Genomic DNA, 14,858 nt, shown 5'->3' on the forward strand with positions numbered 1-14,858 from the left:
TCCCGAAGCAGGTTTCGAGGAGCGGCCGCATGGAAGGCGAGAACAAGAAAACGGCACGTTCGGACCTCGACGAAGCCGCGCTCTATTTCCACAAGCACCCGACGCCGGGAAAGCTCGAGATCCAGGCGACCAAGCCGCTCGGCAACCAGCGCGACCTGGCGCTCGCTTATTCGCCCGGCGTCGCCGCCCCTTGCCTCGAAATCCGCGACAATCCGGCGACGGCCGCCGACTACACGGCGCGCGCCAACCTGGTCGGTGTCGTATCAAACGGCTCGGCCGTGCTCGGCCTCGGCAATATCGGGCCGCTCGCCTCCAAGCCGGTGATGGAGGGCAAGGCGGTCCTGTTCAAGAAGTTCGCCGGCATCGACGTCTTCGACATCGAGATCGACGCGCCGGAAATCGAGCGCATGGTCGAAACCGTCGCCGCTCTGGAGCCGACCTTCGGCGGCATCAACCTCGAGGACATCAAGGCGCCGGAGTGTTTCGAGGTCGAGGAACGCCTGAAGGCTCGCATGAGCATACCGGTGTTCCATGACGATCAGCACGGGACCGCCATCATCGTTGCCGCTGCCGTGCTCAACGGGCTGGAATTCGCCGGCAAGACCATTTCGGACATCAAGGTCGTCACCTCCGGCGCGGGTGCTGCCGCACTAGCCTGTCTCAATCTTCTCGTTTCCCTCGGCGTGCGCGTCGAAAACATCTGGGTCACCGACCGGTTCGGCGTCGCTTACAAGGGCCGTGTCGACGAGATGGACCGTTGGAAAGACCCTTATGTGAAGGACACCGACGCGCGCACCCTGGCCGACGTCATAACGGGCGCCGATGTTTTCCTCGGTCTCTCCGCCGCCGGCGTGCTGAAGCCGGAACTGCTGCAACACATGGCACCGAAGCCGCTGATCCTGGCGCTGGCCAATCCCAATCCGGAGATCATGCCGGAAGTGGCGCGCGCGGCCCGTCCAGACGCCATGATCTGCACCGGACGGTCCGATTTTCCCAATCAGGTCAACAACGTGCTTTGCTTCCCCTACATCTTCAGGGGTGCGCTCGACTGCGGCGCCAGCGCCATCAACGAGGAGATGAAGATGGCGGCGGTGCGGGCCATCGCCGCCCTTGCCCGCGAAGAGCCTTCCGATGTCGCCGCGCGCGCCTATTCCAGCGAGACGCCGGTCTTCGGACCCGAATTCCTGATCCCCTCGCCCTTCGATCCGCGCCTCATCCTGCGCATTGCGCCGGCGGTGGCCAAGGCAGCCTGCGACACCGGTGTGGCGACACGGCCGATCACCGACTTCGCCGCCTATATCGACAAGCTCAACCGCTTCGTCTTCCGCTCCGGCCTGGTGATGAAGCCGGTGTTCTCTTCCGCCAAGGCCTCCAGCGCCAAGCGCGTCATCTACGCCGACGGCGAGGACGAGCGCGTACTGCGTGCCGCCCAGGTTGTGCTTGAGGAAGGCATCGCCGAGCCGATCCTGATCGGCCGCCCGCACGTCATCGAGGTCAGGCTGAAGCGCTATGGCCTGCGTATCAAGCCCGGGGTCGATTTCGGCCTGATCAACCCGGAGGACGATCCCCGCTACCGCCACTATGTCGACCTCCTGATCGAACTCGCCGGCCGCCGCGGCGTGACGACGGAGGCCGCGCGTACCATGGTGCGCACCGACAACACGGTGATCGCCGCACTTGCGCTGAAGCGCGGCGATGCCGACGCCATGGTCTGCGGCCTCGAAGGCCGTTTCGAGCGGCATCTGCGCAATGTGACGCTGATCATAGGGCCGCGCACCGGCATCAAGGACCGGGACCTGTCGACGCTATCCATGCTGATCTCGCAACGCGGCATCATCTTCCTTACCGACACCCACGTCTCCGTCGACCCGACGGCCGACGAGATCGCCGAGATGACCGTGCTGGCGGCGGAAGAAATCCAGCGTTTCGGCATCGAGCCGAAGGCGGCACTCTTGTCGCATTCGGATTTCGGCTCGCGCGATTCGCCGAGCGCGCTGAAGATGCGTCAGGCCGCGGCGATTCTGGCGCGCATCGCGCCGGAGCTGCAGTGCGACGGCGAAATGCACGCCGATTCCGCTTTGTCGGAGCATCTGCGCCAGCGCGTCTATCCGCATTCGCGCCTGAAGGGCGAAGCCAATCTCCTGGTGTTCCCGAACCTCGATTCGGCCAACATCACGCTGACGGCGCTGCGGGCCATGATGGATGCCTTGCATGTCGGCCCCATCCTTCTCGGCACCGACAAGCCGGCGCACATATTGACACCCTCGGTGACCTCGCGCGGCGTCGTCAACATGACGGCGCTGGCGGTGGTCGAAGCCGCGCACAAGGCCCAGGCGATCGCCAATCTGGACTGAACCGGCGGTCGCGATCCGATTGATCCGGCCCCGATTGAGGTGTGGCGGCGACGCGTCACGGAACGCATTGTCGGAATCGAGTGTTGCGAGCCGACAACTCTTAACCGAGAAATCCGGCATCGGACGAATGCGGATTTCTCGGACCAGGTCAATTTGATATGGTCACGCCGTCTGATTGGGCGGTGAAAATGTCATGAGAGCCCTGTTGCTGGCTTCGGCAATGCTGACTGTGATTGGCGGACAGGCGTTCGCCGCCGACGCCATCGGGCTGGGCCCGGCCGCGCATGACTGGTCCGGCGTCTATGTCGGCGGGCATCTCGGCTATGGTTTCGGCAAAACCGACGCGACCTACAACCTGCCAAATACGCCAGCGATCCGGGGCACGCAGGACTACGACATCGACGGCTTTCTGGGCGGTGTCCAGATCGGCTACAATTACCAGGTCAATTCCGCGGTTCTGGGGATCGAGGCCGATATTTCGGGCGCCGATATCAAGGGGCATTCCGACGAGGTCAATGTCGGCGGAGGCGATGTCTACGACACCAGGGTGGATTGGTTCGGATCGATCAGCGCCAGGGCAGGCTATGCGTTCGGCAGCACCCTTGTCTACGGGACCGGCGGCCTCGCTATCGGAGGTGTCGAGAACCAGTATCTCGATGGCCCGGCCGACAGCTATTCCGAAAAGAACACCAAAATTGGCTGGACGATTGGCGCCGGGCTGGAGCAGGCAATCACCGATCATTGGTCGGCAAATGCCGAATACCGATATGTCGACCTGCGGGATCAGACGATCAACTATGCGCCCAACTCCAATACGACTTTCGACAACACGTTCAGTACCGTCAGGATCGGGATGAACTACAAGTTCTGATGGCCCACCCGGCCATTGCCGGACTGATGGGCACACCGAATGCGCGCGGCTTTTTTCAGCCGGCAACTAAGCAACTTCCGAAATAGACGCTTAACCGCGAACGGGGTAGCCTTGGCGACCACAGGCAAGCGGGATCGAGGCGGATGGCGAGCGGAGGTTTGAAGCAGGCGCATGCTGCCGTGCTGCTTGGCCTTCTGCTGTCCGGCGCCGTGGTCAGCGAGCCGCAGGCCGCTTCGCGGGTCTGCCGTCAACTGGAGGCCGAGCTCGCCGCGGCTTCGCGTGGCGGCGGCGGTCCGGCAATGATCCGCAAATACGATGCGGCCATCTACCGGCAGCGCGAACAGATCTCCAAGGCCCGCAGCCAGGCGGACAATGCCGGTTGCGGGTTTTCACTATTTTCCCGCAACATCAACCGGTGTGCCGGGCTCAACGCCACCATCGAGCGCATGAGCGCCAATCTCGACAGTCTGCAAGCCAAGCGCGCCCAACTCGCCGGCGGCAGTTCACGCCGCGACCGGGGCCGTATCCTGGCGGCGCTCGATGCCAATGACTGTCGTGACGATGCGGTTGCGCCGCGCCGCGAGCCTCCGCTGGAAGCGAATCGTGAAGATGGAGGCAATGCCAATCTCTTCGACCAGCTTTTCGGCGGCGACGACCGCCAGATCGATACATTGGACCAGCCTGACGATTCCGGGGAGGAACGCGATGTCGGCCGCGTCCTGAACCAGCCCGGCAGTCCGGACGTTGCGAGCAGCGGCGGCGAATTCCACACCAGTTGCGTGCGCACTTGCGACGGCTATTTCTTCCCTATGTCGAACGCCGCCTCGGCCGGCGATTTCGAGCGCGACCAGAAGAATTGCGAATCAGCCTGCCCCGGCACCGAGATGCAGGTCTTCTATTCGCGCGGCATGGACGATGATTCGGCATCGATGATGTCATCGGTCACCGGCAGGCCCTACGGCGAATTGCCGACCGCCTATCTCTACAAGCAGCCCGACATGTCGCGGCCGCCCGCGTGCGGCTGCAACGCCGCGCAGAATTTCCAGATCATTGGCGGCAACTCGCCAAGCCCCCAACAGTCACAGCCCGAACCGGAAGCGGCACCGCTCGTTCCGGTGCCGGCCTTAAAGCCCGATCCGGGTGCCGACCCGGAGACCCTGGCCAACAGGGACGGCGGGCTCGACCGTGAGGCCATCAAGCGCCTCTCGGCCAAGCCTGTGACATCGCCGGTTTCTGCCGTGCCTCCGGACCAGCGCAAGGTCAGGGTCGTCGGGCCAACGTTCCTTCCCGACCCATCAGGGGCAATAGATCTGCAAGCTCCGGCCCCGAAGGCAGTCCAGTAAGGGCAAGCCTGAGCGGCATGAACAGCGCCTTGCCCTTGCGGCCGGTCGCTTCCCTGATCTTGCCGGTCCAATCCTTCCAGACCGTCCCGTTCCACGGCTCCTCAGGCAGGAGATCGAGCGCCTGGTGCAGAAAATCGCGGTCGTCGTCGGAAAAGTCGGGCTTCTCCCGCGGCCCTTCGCGCAGGACGCGCCACCAGGCAACCGCATCGGCTAGTCGGTCGAGATTGCCGCGCACCGCCAGCCAGAATGGTTCGGCCTGTTCGCCGGAAATGCCCAGCACCATCAGCCGGTCCCGCGCCTCGTCGAACGGCATGTGATGCAGCAGCACCCGGTTGAGCACGAACAATTCGGCCGGATCGAACTTGGAGGACGATTTCGAGGTCGCGGCCGGGTCGAAATGGCCGGCGAGTTCGGTCAGGTCATGCGCGGCCGCGACATTCTCCGACGTGCCGACCAGTACGGCCAGCGAAGCGACGGCCATCGGCTCGATGCCGTCTTCACGCAGGCTCTCGATGGAAAGTGCGCCGGTGCGCTTCGACAGCCCCTCGCCCGAGACGGTGGTCAGGAGATTGTGGTGGCCGAAGACGGGCGGCTCGGCACCCAGCGCCTTGAACAGGGCGATTTGCACGCCGGTATTCGTGACATGATCGTCGCCGCGGATGACATGGCTGACACCCATCTCCATGTCGTCGACGACGGAGGGCAGCGTGTAGAGATAGGTGCCGTCCTCACGCACCAGCACCGGATCGGACAGCGAGGCCAGATCCACCATCTCCTCGCCACGCACCAAATCGTCCCAGCGGATCTCGGTGCGCTCCGGCTGCAGCGGATCGCCGGAGAAATTGGGCAGCAGGAAACGCCAGTGGGGCCGGCGTCCATCGGCCTGATATTCGGCCACCTGCTCTGTCGTCAGCGCCAATGCTTCGCGGCCATAGACCGGCGGCAGGCCCCGCGTGCGGCGCACCTTGCGCCTGAGATCGAGTTCTTCCGGCGTTTCGTAGCAGGCGTAAAGAACACCCGCCGCCTTCAGCCGCTCCACCGCCGCGTCATAGATTTCGAAGCGCCGCGACTGATACTCGGTGGCATCCGGGAAAATGCCCAGCCAGTGCAGGTCGTAAAGGATGGCGTCGGCGAATTCCTGCTTCGAGCGGGCGATGTCGGTGTCGTCGAAGCGCTGGATGAAGCGGCCCTTGTTGTTGAGGGCAAACAGCCAGTTGAACAGAGCGGTGCGCGCATTGCCGATGTGGATGCGGCCGGTCGGTGACGGGGCGAAACGAACGGTAACTGTCATGAGCGGGGCGTACCGGATGCCTTTATGATTGACAAGATGCGCCCCCGCGCCGTGCCGCAGACATAGAACATGGCGGCTGGAATGAAAAGACCGGGCCGGCACGCCTCAGCTGGCGCAAGACCCCGCCGTGAGAGGGCAAGCGGCCAGCGGAGCCGACGAACAGGTGGTTGACGACGATCAGCGGCCGAAGTCGTCTGAACTCAGGCGGGTCCAGCGGTCGCCCATCAAGCCGCCGATAGCGATGTCGCCGGAGCGGACCGCTTGCGTGACCTCGGCGATTCGCGAGCGGACCATCGTTCCGCCGGCATAGCGGAAGAAGACATTCCTGTAGCCGAAGAGGTGAGGCATGAACTTGTCCTGGGTCTGCCCGGTGATGCCTGCGCAGCCCATATCCCGCGCTGCCGCGACGAGGCCGTCCAGCGTCGCGCCCCAGTGGTGTCCGGAAGCCTGGATTTGCAGCAGGACCGCCATGTCTCCGACCCGGCCGTAAAAGGCATAGCAACCGAGCATTTTGCCTGTCTCATCGTAAGTCCCGCCGAAATGAAGTGGTCCGTCGGCCCGCTTCTCGGCCGCCAGCGCGAGCAGCCGCGGCAGTTCGCCGTCCTTCCAACTCGGCCGAAGAGCGTAATCGGAGAGAAGGGTCGGCAACCGCTCGGCAAACTGCGCGGCATTGATCGGCTCGGCATGGACCCGATGCGACGATGAAGCCTGGAAAGGCGATCCGAACCTTCGCTTCGCGACAGCGTCGAATGCTCTCGCACAGGGATCGAGTGCCAAGCGAGGCAGGCCGGGCCATTTACGGTGCAGCGCGGCGGCGGCCATCGCGGCTGGCCGGAAGATGCAGGTCCATCCCAGGCAATGGACCGGCAGGAGCTGGTATTTCATCGGTCGCGCGAAGGCCAGGGAGACCCGGTTGGCCGAATCCGTCAGTTGCAGATCGAATTCGCCTTGGTGCAAGGCGCGCAGCAATTGCGGTCCTGCCGAGCCATCGTCGGCGCCAGTGTCGGCCATGAACGGACCGATGATCGCCGCATTTAATCCAGCGCCGTTGAACTCGTAACGGGCTTTCAGGACGCCGAGGAACCCGCCCAGATCCCCCTGCCGGTTGATCTGGACAAGAGCGCTCGCACCGGGCTGGCCGGCGGGGTCAAGATAGATCTTTCTCATGTATTCGGCCGTCTCCTCGATAGCGCGATCGAGGAGGTGACGCCGGCGGCGGCGAAACTTCGTCAGGAAGAGTGCCGCGACGCGCTCGAGATCTTCGGCGGCGAGTGGCCGAACCGAGCCGTGCTGGGAATCCAGCACCGACGGGGCCGTCACCTTTTGCGCGCCGGCATTTGCGGAAACGAGATGCATCGTAAACACCGAACAGGTTGCTTTTACAGAGTACAGCAACCAAAAGTGGAAACAACGAATCTCGGCCGGTAACGTAAACAGACGTCCCGCACTCAGGACTTTGGCTTCGCGCTGCGATTGCGAGCGCCACATGGCTCGCCGGCTTATGGCAACCGATAGAGGTGGCCCCCGGCAGGAGCCGGAGGCCACCTCGGATCACATCACGAGGCCCTTGGTAAGTTCCAGCGCCTGGCGCTCGAACAGGCGGCGGTAGATACCGCCCTTCAGCCGGATCAACTCGTCATGCGAGCCTTCCTCGACGATCTTGCCGCGATCGAAGACCAGCAGCCTGTCGAGCGCCCGCACCGTCGAAAGCCGATGCGCGATGACCAGTGTCGTGCGGCCGACCATCAGCCGTTCCATCGCCTGCTGGATGAGCACCTCCGATTCCGAATCGAGGCTCGACGTCGCCTCGTCCAGGATCAGGATCCGCGCATCGGCCAGGAAAGCGCGGGCGATCGCCACCCGCTGGCGCTCGCCGCCCGACAGTTTCACGCCACGTTCGCCGACCAGCGTGCCATAGCCCTTCGGCAGGCTGGTGATGAAGTCGTGCGCGCTCGCCAGCCTGGCGGCATGCTCGATCTCCCCCTGCGTCGCGCTTGGCCTGGCATAGGCAATGTTTTCGGCCAGCGACCGGTGGAACAGGATCGGTTCCTGCTGAACGATGGCGATCTGGGCGCGCAGCGACGACTGGGCGACCTGTGAGATATCCTGGCCATCGATCACGATCTTTCCCGCATTCACGTCATAGAGCCGCTGGATGAGCTTGACGAATGTGGTCTTGCCCGAACCCGAGTGACCGACGAGCCCGACACGCTCGCCCGGCGCGATATCCACCGAAAAGTCACGGTAGAGCGGCGACCGGTGATTGCCGTAGTGAAAGGTGACCTTGTCGAAGGCGATGTGGCCCTGCGTGATGGCAATCGGTTCGGCGCCGGGCCTGTCTTCGATGCCGAGCGGTTCGGACTGGAAATCGACCAGTTCCTCCATGTCGTTGATCGAACGCTGCAGATTGCGGATATGCGTGCCGATATCGCGCAAATAGCCTTGCAGCACGAAGAACGAGGTCAGCACGAAAGCGACATCGCCGGCGCTCGCCTGCCCCCACGACCACAGCATCAGCGCCAGGCCGATTACGGCGGCCCGCATGACCAGCAGCAGCGCCCCTTGCGTGGTGCCGTTGATGGTGCCGCGCACCCAGGTGCGCCGCGTGCGGTCGCGCCATTTGGCGACCACCCTGGCGAGGCGGCGCTCTTCGCGCGCCTCGGCGCCAAAGCCCTTGACCACGGCATTGCAGCTGACCGCGTCGGCCAGCGAGCCGCCGAGGCGCGTGTCCCAGGTGTTCGCAAGCCTTGCCGCGGGCGCGACATAGCCAAGCGACAACATGGCCGTCACCGTGATGAACAGCAGGGAGCCGGCCGCGACGACCACGCCCATCAGCGGCCAGAACCAGCCGAGCAGCAGCGTCGAGCCGGCGAGCATGACCACCGACGGCAGCAGCGCGATCAGGATCGTGTCGTTGAGCAGGTCGAGCGCCCACATGCCGCGCGTCACCTTGCGCACCGTCGAGCCGGCAAACGAGTTGGCATGCCAGTCGGTCGAAAAGCGCTGAACGCGATGGAAGGCGTCGGCCGCGATGTCGGCCATCATCTTGAGTGTCAGCTCCACGATGCCCATGAAGGCAAGATTGCGCAACACGACGCCAGTCAGCGCCAGCGCCATCAAGAAGAAAAATGCCGTCATCGCGGCGTTCCAGGCAATGGCATCCGCTCCGGCGCTGCTGGCGACAGCATCGACCAGCCGACCGGAGTAGAGCGGCGTCAGCACGTCGGCCAGCGTCGACAGCAGGAAACCGCCAATGATGAGCGAGAGCCGCCAAGGCTGACGCCGCCAATGGGTAAGTGTGAAGCCAAGAACGCTGCGAAAGGCGCTCGCGCGCAAATCGATCTTGAAACGAGCCATGATGTCATTCGGGCGCAAAACGAGCCCGATCCCAAATAAAGGTCGAAGGTTGAAAAACCGCGCCGGGGCGAATTGCCCATGAATGCGGAGGTTCGGCTATGGTTGGTCGCCTGCCCATGGGCGGCGACCGGCAGCGGCAAATGCCTTTTCTACGCCCGGTATGGTTCCGATACTTCGGAACACCGGCGCAGACCTAGGCCTCGCGGCCTCGCATAACGATGTCAAATCCTGGCATTCGGTCCTCCCTGAAGGGAATCGCGGAAAGGCTCTTATAGGGGTGCTTCGATTGCGCGCCAAGGCAAGCCATGGCCAAAAGCATCTCTGGCCCAGCCGATGAGGCGATTTTGCAACAGTCGATATACCCGCCTATCGCCGTCGCACGTCGTTCACCCGGCATGCGGCGCACGATCGAGGCGCATGTATCGCCCATCCATCGATGCCTTGAAACCCAGCTTTTCATAGACCCCATGCGCGTCGCTGGTCGACAGGCTCCAATGCGAGACGGTGCTGAGTTCAGGATGGTCGATGAGTGCCCGCACCAGCCGCAAGCCGACGCCCTGCCCGCGATGCACGGGCCAGACGATGATATCCGCGAGATAGGCGAATACCGTGCGGTCGGTGATCGCCCTGCCGAAACCGACCTGTTTGCCAGCGATGTAGGCGGCGGCGCAGAACGAGTTGGCAAAGGCCCGGCGATGGAACTCGTCGCTGCGTCCAGCTCCCCAGTAGCTTTCCATCAACAGGTCGGAGGTCGCACGAAAGTCGATCCGTGAGAGGTCGAAGCTGATTTCACAGTCAGGCATGCTGGTATCCCTATCCCGCCATGCCGCGTATTTTCGCCCAGCAGACGAACTGCGCTTCAGCCACGATCCCTGAAACGATTGGTGATGGGATAGCGGCGGTCGCGGCCAAAATTCTTCCTGGTGATCTTCACACCCGGTGCCGCCTGCCTGCGCTTGTACTCGGCGATGTAGAGCAGGTGTTCGATGCGCGCCACCGTCGCCCGGTCATGGCCGCGCGAGACGATGTCGTCGACGCCCATCTCGTTCTCGACCAGGCATTCGAGGATGTCGTCCAGCACCGGATAGGGCGGCAGCGAATCCTGGTCGGTCTGGTTCTCGCGCAATTCGGCCGATGGCGCCTTGTCGATGATGTTCTTCGGGATCACCTCGCCCGAAGGCCCGAGCGCACCCGGCGGCACATGGCTGTTGCGCCAGCGCGAGAGCGCGTAGACCTGCATCTTGTAAAGGTCCTTGATCGGATTGAAGCCGCCATTCATGTCGCCGTAGAGGGTGGCGTAGCCGACCGACATCTCGCTCTTGTTGCCCGTAGTGACGACCATCGAGCCGAATTTGTTGGAGATTGCCATCAAGATGGTGCCGCGCGCGCGGCTCTGCAAATTCTCCTCGGTGATGCCTTCCTTGGTGCCTTCGAACAATTGCGTCAGCGCATGCAAAAAGCCTTCGACGGGCTCGAAGATCGGGACGATGTCATAGCGGCAGCCGAGGGCGCGGGCGCAGTCCTCGGCGTCCTTGAGGGAATCCTTCGAAGTGTAGCGATAAGGCATCATGACGGCACGCAGCCGTTCCTCGCCCAGCGCATCGACGGCCAATGCGGCACAGATCGCGGAGTCGATGCCGCCGGAAAGGCCAAGCACCACATTCTTGAAGCCGTTCTTGTTGACGTAATCGCGCAGGCCGAGCATGCAGGCGCGGTAGTCGGCCTCCTCCTTGTCCGGGATTTTCGACATCGGTCCTTCCGAACAGACCCAGCCATCATCGGTACGTTTCCAGGTGGTGACGTCCACCGCATCCTCGAACTGACTCATCTGGAAGGCGAGCGTCTTGTCCGCCCCGATAGCGAAGGAGGCGCCGTCGAAGATCAGCTCGTCCTGGCCGCCGAGCTGGTTGGCATAGATCATCGGCAGGCCGCATTCGATGACTTGCTTGATCACGACCTGGTGGCGAACGTCGATCTTGGCGCGATAATAGGGCGACCCGTTCGGCACCAGCAGGATTTCCGCGCCGCTTTCGGCCAGCGTCTCGCAGACCGCGACGTCGCCCCAGATGTCCTCGCAGATCGGTATGCCGATGCGCACGCCGCGGAAGTTGACCGGTCCCTGGATCTCGGGCCCGGCCTGGAAGACGCGCTTCTCGTCGAATTCGCCGTAATTGGGCAGGTCGAGCTTGTAGCGTTCGGCGATGATCTTGCCGCCATCGGCGAAGACGATGGAATTATGCGTGCCGCTCTTGCGCTTCAGCGGCGTGCCGATGATGACGCCGGGACCGCCATCGGCGGTGTCCGCGGCAAAATCCTGTGCTGCCCGCTCGCATGCCTTGAGGAAGGCCGGCTTGAGCACCAGATCCTCCGGCGGATAGCCGGCGAGGAAAAGCTCGGTATAGAGCACGAGATCGGCGCCCTGGCGGGCGGCATCCGCCCTCGCCTCGCGCGCCTTGGCGAGGTTGCCGGCGACGTCGCCGACAGTCGGGTTGAGCTGGGCGATGGCGATACGCAGTATGTCGAGCTTCTTGGTCATGCTGCTGACTTAGCGCGGCGGAATTCACCTCGCAATGGCGTTCGTTTGGACCAATTCAGCCCGTCAATCGTCGCCCATATACTCGCGCAGCGATTGCGGAGAGTGGTTTTCGCCGATCGACATGGCCAGGATGCGCGAGAGATGCCGGCGCGGCAGCCCTGTCTCGTCGGCCCATCGGTTGATCTGGACCTGGATCTTGTCGAGGTCCTTCTTCGATGTCGGGTTGTCCGCGATGTCGAGGCCCGCGTCGCGAAGGGCTGCCGCCATGTCGGCCGAAATGACGAAAGCATCCCAGCCCAGCCAGCGCAAAAAATACTGGCCGGTGTTGCCGCCGAGCCGGCTGCCATGCTTGCCGAGATAGGCCATCAGCCCGACCTGGTCATCGGCGGGCCATTCGGCGAGAAAATTGCCGAAGCCGCCATGTTCCCGGGACACGCGCTCGACGAAGGCGGCGTTGTCGCGAACGGACCTGATCTTCTGCGGATTGCGCACGATGCGCTGGTCCGAGGCCAGATCGTGCCAGAAATCGTCGGGTTGGAACAAAAGCCGCTTCGGCTCGAAGCGCAGGAACGCTTCCTCGAAACCGGGCCATTTCTGCTCGATGACGCGCCAGACGAAACCGGCGGCAAAGACGCGCTCGGCCATGGTCGAAAGGATGCGGGCGTCGGCAATGTCGGCGACGGCGGCATTGTCGGGTATCGGACCCAACAGCGAGGTCAGTTCCGCCTCACCGCCCTTGCGATTTGCCGCGCGAGCGCGAATTTTCTTGAAGTCGGCCATCGGTCCCCTCGGTTCGCCTCAATCTAGCACTTCCCGCCCGGGCCGGCAGCCTCTACCTCTAATGCATGTCGCCCAAAAGTGACCTCGGTTTTGGGAAGACGACATGCATAAAAGCAAAAACCTAAAGCGCGTCGCCTCAATCCGCTTCGACGCGACGCGCTTTAGCGCAGCAAAGCGCTTGGAGACGGCCATGAACAAGACCATCGACGACCTGGCGAACCGTTGGCTGAAGCGGAAGCCGGATGGGCTGAGCCAGTTGGAAAACCGGGTGCTGCAAAGCACCATCGAGCGTACCACCATCACCAGGGACACCAACAAGGCCGTCGCTTTCCACCAGACTTTTGGCGACCGCCTTGCCGATACGATCGCCCGCATCGGCGGCTCCTGGTCGTTCATCCTGACCTTCATCGCCTTCCTGATCGTGTGGACATCAGCCAATGTCTGGCTGTTGTCGCGCGATGCATTCGACCCCTACCCCTTCATCTTCCTCAACCTCGTCCTGTCGATGGTCGCCGCATTGCAGGCGCCGGTGATCATGATGGCGCAGAACCGCCAGACCGAACGCGACCGCATCGATGCCGCCCATGATTACGAGGTCAATCTGAAGGCCGAGATCGAGATCATGGCGCTGCATGAGAAGCTGGACGAACTGCGCCACAGCCAGATCATCGGCATGCGCGACGAAATCGTGCGGCTGGCCGAACTGGTCAAGCGGATCGACGAAAGACTGTCACAGCAGTCGGCCTCATGACCGAAGCGATCCACCATTTCATCGAGCAATACGGGTTGCTGGCGGTTTTTCTCGGCTGCGTGGCCGAAGGCGAAAGTGCCGCGATCCTGGGAGGCTTCTTCGCCCACCAGCATGTTTTCGTGCTGTGGCATGCCTTTGTCGCGGCAGCGCTGGGTGCCTTCGCTGGCGACACCTTTTTCTTCATCCTCGGCAGAAGTTTCGCCGATAATCGCCATGTGGTCAGGCTGCGCCGGCGGCCCGGCTTTCGCCGCGCCTACCGCCTGCTCAACACCCATCCCAACATCTTCGTGCTGTCGAACCGCTATGTCTACGGCATGCGCCTGGTCGGCGGCATCGCGGCCGGCCTTTCGACCATAGCGGCGCCGCGCTTCGTCATCCTCAACGCCATTTCCTCGGTCATCTGGGCGGTCCTGTTCAGCACGATCGGCTATGTCTTCGGATTGGGAGCCGAACAGTTGATTGGCCAGGCGCTGATGCAGCACGAGCGGCTGTTCGTCGGGGTCGGCATCGGCCTTGCCGTGGCCGTGCTTGCCTGGTTTGTCGCCCGCCATGTCGCCGAGCGGGAGCGCGACAAGGAGTTTTGACCGTCAGTCGATGCCGAGCGCCTGGTCCCCCCGATCGAGGATGAGCGGGATGATCAGGTCCTCCTCATCGGCCAGATGCCGGGTCAGCATCGCGATCAGACGGTTGTTTTCGTCGGCATAGGCATCGGCGGCGAAGCGCTGCTTGTCCTCACTCTCCTGAAGTGTGCGGATGAAGGCGTTCGCCGCCTCGGCGTTGCGCTCCAATCCTTCATGGATGGTGTGGTGGTCGGCATCGAGAATCTCGAAACCGCGCTTCAGACGGGGCTCCGCCTTGGTGAAGGCTGGGAAATACTGGTAGTCCTCGACATTGTGGTGGCCGTCGAGATGCCCGAGAAAATGGTTGAGGCGCGGCGCGAACCAGCGCGCGAAATCGGGGGCCGTCAGTCTGCCTTCGCGATAATTTCCAATGCCGCCGGTGAGCATGCCGCCGAGTTCGCGGAACATGTCGTGCCGCTGCAGCCACATATTGGCCATGCCGTGAATGTTGGCGTTAGCCTGCCAGTTTTCGCGAGGATATTTGTCGGCCAGCCAGCGCAGGTCGTCCGGCAGGCCCAGGCGTTCGAGAAGCGATGAATTCGTGACCTCTGCCATGACGGTCTCCTTTGGTGACCGTCATATAGGCATCAAAGCTTCAGATCGGCACCCCCGTTATGCGCTCGATGAGAGCGATGCCCCAGACGCCGCCGGCAATCACCACAGAAATCAGCACCGCCAGCGAGCCGCAATCCTTGGCGAGCTGGATATCGATATGGAATTCACGAGAAATTGCGTCGCACGCCGCCTCGATGCCCGTGTTCAGCACTTCGACCATGATCAAGAGGAGCACCGCGCCGATCAGCAGCGCGTAACCGCGCCAAGACACCGAAACGAACCAGCCAGCGGGCAAGGCCAGCACCAGCAGCATCAGTTCCTGCTGGAAAGCCTTCTCGCTAACCGCAAGCTTGCGAAATGCCCGCACCGAATTGATAAAAGCATCGATCAGCCGCTGCAT

General features: G+C 63.1%; 13 protein-coding genes. 5 read left to right on the forward strand and 8 right to left on the reverse strand.

Translation table 11 applies throughout. The annotated features are described in order from the left end of the window. Window positions 1–29: 29 nt before the first annotated feature. The 3 genes from FJ954_RS25955 to FJ954_RS25965 all read left to right on the forward strand — a co-directional run bounded on the left by FJ954_RS25955 (window position 30) and on the right by FJ954_RS25965 (window position 4,568). Complete coding sequence (locus FJ954_RS25955) at window positions 30–2,354, forward strand: NADP-dependent malic enzyme (RefSeq protein ID WP_015317660.1); 2,325 nt, start codon at window positions 30–32, stop codon at window positions 2,352–2,354. Window positions 2,355–2,547: 193 nt separating this feature from the next. Then, window positions 2,548–3,225 (forward strand): outer membrane protein, encoded by a 678-nt coding sequence (locus FJ954_RS25960; RefSeq protein ID WP_015317659.1) that lies wholly within the window; start codon window positions 2,548–2,550, stop codon window positions 3,223–3,225. 143 nt (window positions 3,226–3,368) lie between these two features. Continuing rightward, complete coding sequence (locus FJ954_RS25965; protein ID WP_015317658.1) at window positions 3,369–4,568, forward strand: DUF2865 domain-containing protein; 1,200 nt, start codon at window positions 3,369–3,371, stop codon at window positions 4,566–4,568. On the opposite strand, the gene FJ954_RS25970 is transcribed toward FJ954_RS25965, so the two are convergent. The 6 genes from FJ954_RS25970 to FJ954_RS25995 form a co-directional block, all read right to left on the reverse strand. Further along, a complete protein-coding gene (locus FJ954_RS25970) occupies window positions 4,486–5,859 on the reverse strand; it encodes a glutamate--tRNA ligase (protein WP_015317657.1) in 1,374 nt (457 codons plus the stop codon). The two genes, FJ954_RS25965 and FJ954_RS25970, sit on opposite strands and share 83 nt — an antisense overlap. A 177-nt stretch (window positions 5,860–6,036) precedes the next feature. Beyond that, window positions 6,037–7,347, reverse strand: a complete 1,311-nt coding sequence (locus tag FJ954_RS25975; protein WP_246681152.1) for a hypothetical protein — start codon at window positions 7,345–7,347, stop codon at window positions 6,037–6,039. Between the two features lie 63 nt (window positions 7,348–7,410). Then, window positions 7,411–9,216 carry an ABC transporter ATP-binding protein gene (locus FJ954_RS25980; RefSeq protein WP_140664290.1) on the reverse strand — a complete coding sequence of 602 codons (1,806 nt, stop codon included), beginning with the start codon at window positions 9,214–9,216 and terminating at the stop codon, window positions 7,411–7,413. Between the two features lie 386 nt (window positions 9,217–9,602). Further along, a complete protein-coding gene (locus FJ954_RS25985; protein ID WP_015317654.1) occupies window positions 9,603–10,019 on the reverse strand; it encodes a GNAT family N-acetyltransferase in 417 nt (138 codons plus the stop codon). A gap of 56 nt (window positions 10,020–10,075) precedes the next feature. Next, on the reverse strand, window positions 10,076–11,752 hold the full coding sequence (locus FJ954_RS25990) for an NAD+ synthase (protein WP_015317653.1): 1,677 nt from the start codon (window positions 11,750–11,752) through the stop codon (window positions 10,076–10,078). A gap of 63 nt (window positions 11,753–11,815) precedes the next feature. After that, window positions 11,816–12,532, reverse strand: coding sequence for a DNA-3-methyladenine glycosylase I (locus FJ954_RS25995; RefSeq protein WP_140664293.1), 717 nt, complete (start codon window positions 12,530–12,532; stop codon window positions 11,816–11,818). 190 nt (window positions 12,533–12,722) lie between these two features. Between FJ954_RS25995 and FJ954_RS26000 the strand changes: the two genes are divergently transcribed. Both FJ954_RS26000 and FJ954_RS26005 read left to right on the forward strand, forming a co-directional pair. Continuing rightward, window positions 12,723–13,283 carry a DUF1003 domain-containing protein gene (locus tag FJ954_RS26000; protein ID WP_015317651.1) on the forward strand — a complete coding sequence of 187 codons (561 nt, stop codon included), beginning with the start codon at window positions 12,723–12,725 and terminating at the stop codon, window positions 13,281–13,283. Continuing rightward, window positions 13,280–13,867, forward strand: a complete 588-nt coding sequence (locus FJ954_RS26005; RefSeq protein ID WP_140664296.1) for a DedA family protein — start codon at window positions 13,280–13,282, stop codon at window positions 13,865–13,867. Before FJ954_RS26000 ends, FJ954_RS26005 begins: the two co-directional genes overlap by 4 nt. A 3-nt stretch (window positions 13,868–13,870) precedes the next feature. Here the strand turns inward: FJ954_RS26005 and FJ954_RS26010 are convergent, their stop codons facing one another. Both FJ954_RS26010 and FJ954_RS26015 read right to left on the reverse strand, forming a co-directional pair. After that, the gene (locus tag FJ954_RS26010; protein WP_140664298.1) at window positions 13,871–14,458 is read right to left on the reverse strand and encodes a hemerythrin domain-containing protein; all 588 of its coding nucleotides are present in this window, start codon (window positions 14,456–14,458) and stop codon (window positions 13,871–13,873) included. 40 nt (window positions 14,459–14,498) lie between these two features. Further along, entirely contained in the window at window positions 14,499–14,858 is a 360-nt protein-coding gene (locus FJ954_RS26015) for a diacylglycerol kinase (protein ID WP_015317648.1), read from the reverse strand.

The organism is Mesorhizobium sp. B2-3-15, from assembly GCF_006442875.1.
Classification (GTDB): domain Bacteria; phylum Pseudomonadota; class Alphaproteobacteria; order Rhizobiales; family Rhizobiaceae; genus Mesorhizobium; species Mesorhizobium australicum.

Bases quoted from the DNA above. Each gene is read 5' to 3' on its own strand.
- FJ954_RS25955 (WP_015317660.1), top strand. From the start codon at position 30: ATGGAAGGCGAGAACAAGAAAACGGCACGTTCGGACCTCGACGAAGCC.
- FJ954_RS25960 (WP_015317659.1), top strand. From the start codon at position 2,548: ATGAGAGCCCTGTTGCTGGCTTCGGCAATGCTGACTGTGATTGGCGGA.
- FJ954_RS25965 (WP_015317658.1), top strand. From the start codon at position 3,369: ATGGCGAGCGGAGGTTTGAAGCAGGCGCATGCTGCCGTGCTGCTTGGC.
- FJ954_RS25970 (WP_015317657.1), bottom strand. From the start codon at position 5,859: ATGACAGTTACCGTTCGTTTCGCCCCGTCACCGACCGGCCGCATCCAC.
- FJ954_RS25975 (WP_246681152.1), bottom strand. From the start codon at position 7,347: ATGTGGCGCTCGCAATCGCAGCGCGAAGCCAAAGTCCTGAGTGCGGGA.
- FJ954_RS25980 (WP_140664290.1), bottom strand. From the start codon at position 9,216: ATGGCTCGTTTCAAGATCGATTTGCGCGCGAGCGCCTTTCGCAGCGTT.
- FJ954_RS25985 (WP_015317654.1), bottom strand. From the start codon at position 10,019: ATGCCTGACTGTGAAATCAGCTTCGACCTCTCACGGATCGACTTTCGT.
- FJ954_RS25990 (WP_015317653.1), bottom strand. From the start codon at position 11,752: ATGACCAAGAAGCTCGACATACTGCGTATCGCCATCGCCCAGCTCAAC.
- FJ954_RS25995 (WP_140664293.1), bottom strand. From the start codon at position 12,532: ATGGCCGACTTCAAGAAAATTCGCGCTCGCGCGGCAAATCGCAAGGGC.
- FJ954_RS26000 (WP_015317651.1), top strand. From the start codon at position 12,723: ATGAACAAGACCATCGACGACCTGGCGAACCGTTGGCTGAAGCGGAAG.
- FJ954_RS26005 (WP_140664296.1), top strand. From the start codon at position 13,280: ATGACCGAAGCGATCCACCATTTCATCGAGCAATACGGGTTGCTGGCG.
- FJ954_RS26010 (WP_140664298.1), bottom strand. From the start codon at position 14,458: ATGGCAGAGGTCACGAATTCATCGCTTCTCGAACGCCTGGGCCTGCCG.
- FJ954_RS26015 (WP_015317648.1), bottom strand. From the start codon at position 14,858: ATGCAGCGGCTGATCGATGCTTTTATCAATTCGGTGCGGGCATTTCGC.